The 4,800-nt window shown below is 40.9% G+C and carries 4 protein-coding genes and 1 pseudogene; 3 read left to right on the plus strand and 2 right to left on the minus strand.

Features of this window, described 5'->3' with window-relative positions:
* Nucleotides 1-97: 97 nt before the first annotated feature.
* A pseudogene (locus tag H6G69_RS33325) lies at nucleotides 98-586 on the plus strand (TIGR02587 family membrane protein); the annotation flags it as partial.
* The gene (locus H6G69_RS33330; protein WP_190693992.1) at nucleotides 583-981 is read left to right on the plus strand and encodes a TIGR02588 family protein; all 399 of its coding nucleotides are present in this window, start codon (nucleotides 583-585) and stop codon (nucleotides 979-981) included. The pseudogene H6G69_RS33325 and the gene H6G69_RS33330, both read left to right, overlap by 4 nt.
* Before the next feature lie 210 nt (nucleotides 982-1,191).
* Here H6G69_RS33330 and H6G69_RS33335 read toward each other — a convergent pair whose 3' ends face one another.
* Together H6G69_RS33335 and H6G69_RS33340 are read right to left on the minus strand one after the other, a co-directional pair.
* Entirely contained in the window at nucleotides 1,192-2,646 is a 1,455-nt protein-coding gene (locus H6G69_RS33335; protein WP_190693993.1) for an LCP family protein, read from the minus strand.
* 278 nt (nucleotides 2,647-2,924) lie between these two features.
* Complete coding sequence (locus tag H6G69_RS33340; RefSeq protein WP_190693994.1) at nucleotides 2,925-3,350, minus strand: hypothetical protein; 426 nt, start codon at nucleotides 3,348-3,350, stop codon at nucleotides 2,925-2,927.
* 108 nt (nucleotides 3,351-3,458) lie between these two features.
* Here H6G69_RS33340 and H6G69_RS33345 point away from each other — a divergent pair, with 108 nt between their 5' ends.
* Nucleotides 3,459-4,637, plus strand: coding sequence for an AI-2E family transporter (locus H6G69_RS33345; RefSeq protein ID WP_190693995.1), 1,179 nt, complete (start codon nucleotides 3,459-3,461; stop codon nucleotides 4,635-4,637).
* Nucleotides 4,638-4,800 lie beyond the last annotated feature (163 nt).

A 4,800-nucleotide genomic window follows, 5' to 3' on the forward strand; every position in this document is an offset into this window, starting at 1 on the left:
ACGCCTTCCTGAAACCTCAGAAACATTCATCTATATTGCCATGATTCGTATTATGGTCAGACGACTTGCATGATTTTTGACTCGCTTCCACTTTTAAAACATCCTCTTAGGAGATAGTAAAAATTCCAATCCAGAAAATTCAGTTAATCAGCAAGCCCAGGATGATCCAAAATCTCAAAAATATCATTTACGGGCTACTTTAGACGATTTAGGTGCAACTTTAATAGGAGCTACTGTCATTGCCTTTAATATTGCACCAACTGATGAAATTACTCTGTTAGCTGCTGCTATTTCACCACCTTGGTTGTTAGCCATGATTGCGGCTTCTTTAATAATTTCTTATGGGATAGTTTTTCAAGCCGGTTTTTCCGATCAGCAAAAGCGCAGACAACAAAAAGGAATTTTTCAAAGACCATCTAGTGAAACTATTATGTCCTACTTAGTTTCACTAGTAGCAAGTGCGTTCATGCTGTGGTTTTTCCAAAAGTTAACTTTGGATGATCCTGGGAAAATGTGGTTAGAACACACTTTATTATTAGGTTTACCTGCCACAATTGGCGGTGCAGCGGGTAGGTTAGCAATATGACAACAGGAGATGAAAAACCAAAGCGATCGCCAGCAGAATGGATTACATTTAGTCTGGCATCACTAATTCTAGCGATGATTGTTGGTTTGGTTGTTTACACTTGGTACACCGAAGACAATCGACCACCTGTAATTACTGTGATCAATAAAGAAAAAATTCGGGAAATTGATGGTCAATTTTATGTACTGTTTGAAGTGATTAATCAGGGTGGAGAAACAGCAGAGTCGGTTCAAGTTACAGCCGAATTAACAATTGATGGGAAAGTAGCAGAAACTGGAGAACAATACATAGACTTTTTATCTAGTGGAGAACAAGAAGAAGGCGCATTTGTCTTTAAAAAAAATCCCCGTCAAGGCGAGTTAATTATTCGTGTTGCTAGCTATAAATTGCCATAGTCTGCGGAATTTGTCGTTACCAGCGTGAATCTATGATTACTCATTTGAATAGGATCATTTATGGGATATTTAACTTCTATATTATTTAAAGAATAGAAATATTTTTAGGATGGTCATTTTGCCCATCCTAATTATGTACATAAACAATATATTGGCTGATAAGGTTTTCATTTTCAGCCTAGATAAACCTCTGTGAATTGAAGCTGAAAATTAAGGTTGAGGAGAAGTATTCAACAAAGATTGTTTTTGCAACCAATCTTTACCCACCTGAATAGTCACATCTGAGTTGAGGCTACCAGTGCTTTCCACACGTACTTCACCTAAACCTAAAACATCACGAATCGATTCCGCACTGCTACCATCTCCTTGTTGAGCAACAACTCGAGTGACATCCAAAGGTTCATTCCAAGGCTTATATACATAGATATTGTGATAACCAGCAGTTTCTAAAGCTCTCACTAAAGGTCTGAGGCTGGCGCGCGCGCTACCTGTACTATCTTGAATTGCAATGCGTAATGCGCCTGGGTCATTGAGCTGCGATTGGGTGGTTTCAGCATTGGATTCTAAACCAAAGTGTTTAGTCATGAGTTTGCCAATTCCATCTTTGCTTGGCAACCAATAGCTAGCATCAAACTCACCCTTCTCGCTAAAACGTCCTGGTAACATCAACATTTCCATGTTTGAGCGATTGGTACGCACCCCAAAACCGATCAAAGCCACTAATTCTTCTACTGTTAAATTAGTGTCGATGTGTTCTTTCACAACATTCAGAATTTGGGGTAACTGAGTTACTGTAGCAGGGTTGAGGCTTTGGTCAATCAAAGCACGTATGACCATTTGCTGACGTTGAATTCGGCCTATATCCCCTAATTCATCGTGACGAAAACGCAGTAACTGTAAGGCTTGGTCGCCATTGAGATGTTGTTTGCCTGCTTTTAAATTGATATATAGATGTTGGGAATCATCTTGATATTTCATATCTTTGGGAACGTATACAGTCACGCCACCCAAAGCATCAATGAGTTTTGCTACTCCCAAAACGTTAATGCGGATGTAGCGATCGATTGCTACACCGCCCAAAAGATTGCTGACAGTCTTAGCTGTCAAAGCCGGCCCACCTTCAACATTGGCCGCATTAATTTTCCGTGTTCCATGCCCTTCAATTTCTGTGCGAGTATCTCTGGGAATCGAGAGCATAACTAATTTTTTCGTCTCAGGGTCAAATTTGACCATGAGCATGACATCAGAAAGACCATCAAAGGAATTGACTTGCGGTAGGTATCGAAGATTTTTGGTTTCTGTGGGAGGATTTTGAATATCTGGTGGTAAGACACTCATACCCATGATTAAAACATTCACAGGGCGAGTTAATTCCGAAAATCTGAATCCAGCACCAGATATCGAATCTTGATCAAAGACCGCTTCTTCTTGAGGACTGAGATCAGCTTGTTGCAACGGTGTACTGGTTAAAAATTCCTGTAATGGCTTGCTGGTGAAAGAAACAGCTAACAAAGCTCCTGCCATTGCTGACACCATTGCAATACCACTCATACCCACCCAGAACCACAACCAACGTCCAGATTTAGGATTTATTGACTTTTTGCCCTTTGATTTAGGGGTTTTTGCTGAGTGGTTATCTTCCGCCGAAGTTCTTTGAATGGTCACTGACTTCCTCACACTTGCTGATTAATTTCAAATTTGCAGATTATCTATATGCAAATACATCAACTCATAGTAGTTAACTCTTAATTAACCTTGTTGACTTTTCGCGCTTTGTGTCAACCACAACACTTATAGCAGGATTTATCCTTTTTGCGGCCAATCTGGATGTGTTTTATTGAAGTATGACAACAATAAGTCAGTTTGACCAGACCTGATAGGAGTTAATTTTTAATTAAATAAAAATTCAGTAATAATACTGCCTAAATGTTTGCTTAAAAGCATCAAGATAAATACTTGCCTAGGACACTTTCGGCGAAGTTACTCAACCCTGGTAAACGACTAGATTGACCTTGAATAATCCGAAATATTAGCCAGATACTTACTATAAAATAACCAGATGTTAACAAGCTATTGAGTATCAATAAACGCAATGCAAAAAATTCGGAAGTTGCGGCTCCAGTGGCTAATAAGAGATAAGCTAGCAGCCAAGTAAATGTCAGAGTAATAGACAGGCGACTAACTTTCATTTGTTCCCGGCTGCCTTGGCGAAGATAAAGCGTCCATAGTGATGGCAGAACACCAATTACTGGAATTAAATAAATTAGCAGCTGGCTTTGACGATTGAGAGGATTTTGTTCCTGGGTTTGGGTGGAGAGATTTCCCACGTCTACTCCTTCTGAATCACTAATTGGTTCAAGATTTTCCATTTGGCTGAGTCTAATCCTAAACTAGAGAGATGAAACACAGTAATGTAGTCAGAGATAATAGGCTTTAGAGAAAGATTTTATTTAGTTTTATCTCGCAAGCGGCTAAAGATGCAGACACGCAAGCTAATTGACTGGTGGCAGACACTCACACCAATAGCGCGAATCGGAGCGATCGCCCTATTCGCCCCACTACTAGTTCTAAATGGTTGGGCGCTTTCCGCAATTTTTGATTATTTCCACTCCTTGATAGTTATTTTAGTCGGGGCATCGGTACTGGCATTTTTGCTCAACTACCCCGTTAGCTGGATGGAGCGTCACGGGGCCAAGCGCGAGCAAGTCGCTATCTTGGTGTTTTTATTGGCGTTATCGATTTTGTTAGCGTTAGGTGTGACGCTGTTTCCGTTAGCACTGACCCAAGCTCAACAACTGGTGGCGCGTTTACCAGAATTAATTGATTCTGGGCGATCGCAGTTGATGATGTTAAATGAGAAAGCAGAACTCCTCGGCTTACCGATTAACCTTGATGCTCTTGTAGTGCAAATAAACGATCGCGTCAAGGGACAACTACAAGCTATAGCTGGGCAAGTCCTGAATTTAGCTGTTGTTACTTTCACTAGTTTGCTAGATTTTCTGCTGACAATGGTGCTGACTTTCTACCTTTTGCAGCATGGTGATGAACTCTGGGAAAGTTTAGTCGAGTGGCTACCGAGCCGATTTCGTGATCCTTTCTCTCAAACTGTCCGCCTCAGTTTCCAAAACTTTTTTATTACACAGCTAATTTTATCTACTTGCATGGCATCCGCTTTGATTCCTGCCTTTTTGTGGCTGAAAGTGCCATTTGGATTATTATTTGGTCTCACTATCGGCATTATGGCTCTTGTCCCCTTTGGTGGTTCCGTGGGTATCATCCTGACAACCTCATTAGTGGCTTTGCAAGATTTTTGGATGGGAGCCAGAGTATTAATTGCCGCAGTGATTGTGCAACAAATTTTAGAAAATTTAATTGCTCCACGAATATTAGGCAGTTTTACTGGCTTGAATCCAGTGTGGATTTTAATTTCTGTCTTAACTGGTGCTAGAGTCGGCGGACTTTTGGGTGTCATTGTCGCTGTCCCAACGGCTGTTATTGTCAAAACTGCCTTAGTTGCTCTGCGTCCTGCTGGGTTAACTAACGAAACAGATGACAGCACCTCGAAATGTGAGAAGCCCTCAACCAACTTAACCGAAGAATCCCCCAAAAATGAGGTGAAAAATCCCCTCAGCTTTTCCGAACCAACTTTACCTTAGAAAAACTAGAGGCTAAGACAGACAAATTGGAGATTTTAGATTGTCAGATTTTCCTAATGTGAACTACCTACACTGATGCTTCGCATACAGTGTAGGCTTCCTGTCCAACAGAAAGCGTAGTAGTGGATTTCTTGCGTCCTCCCTTACTTCGACTTACATCTGG

Origin of the sequence: Nostoc sp. FACHB-110, from assembly GCF_014697425.1 — a bacterium.
Taxonomy (GTDB): Bacteria; Cyanobacteriota; Cyanobacteriia; order Cyanobacteriales; family Nostocaceae; genus Nostoc_B.

Excerpts from the sequence above, each read along its gene's own strand:
- H6G69_RS33330 (WP_190693992.1), top strand. The coding sequence starts at position 583 with ATGACAACAGGAGATGAAAAACCAAAGCGATCGCCAGCAGAATGGATT.
- H6G69_RS33340 (WP_190693994.1), bottom strand. The coding sequence starts at position 3,350 with ATGGAAAATCTTGAACCAATTAGTGATTCAGAAGGAGTAGACGTGGGA.
- H6G69_RS33345 (WP_190693995.1), top strand. The coding sequence starts at position 3,459 with ATGCAGACACGCAAGCTAATTGACTGGTGGCAGACACTCACACCAATA.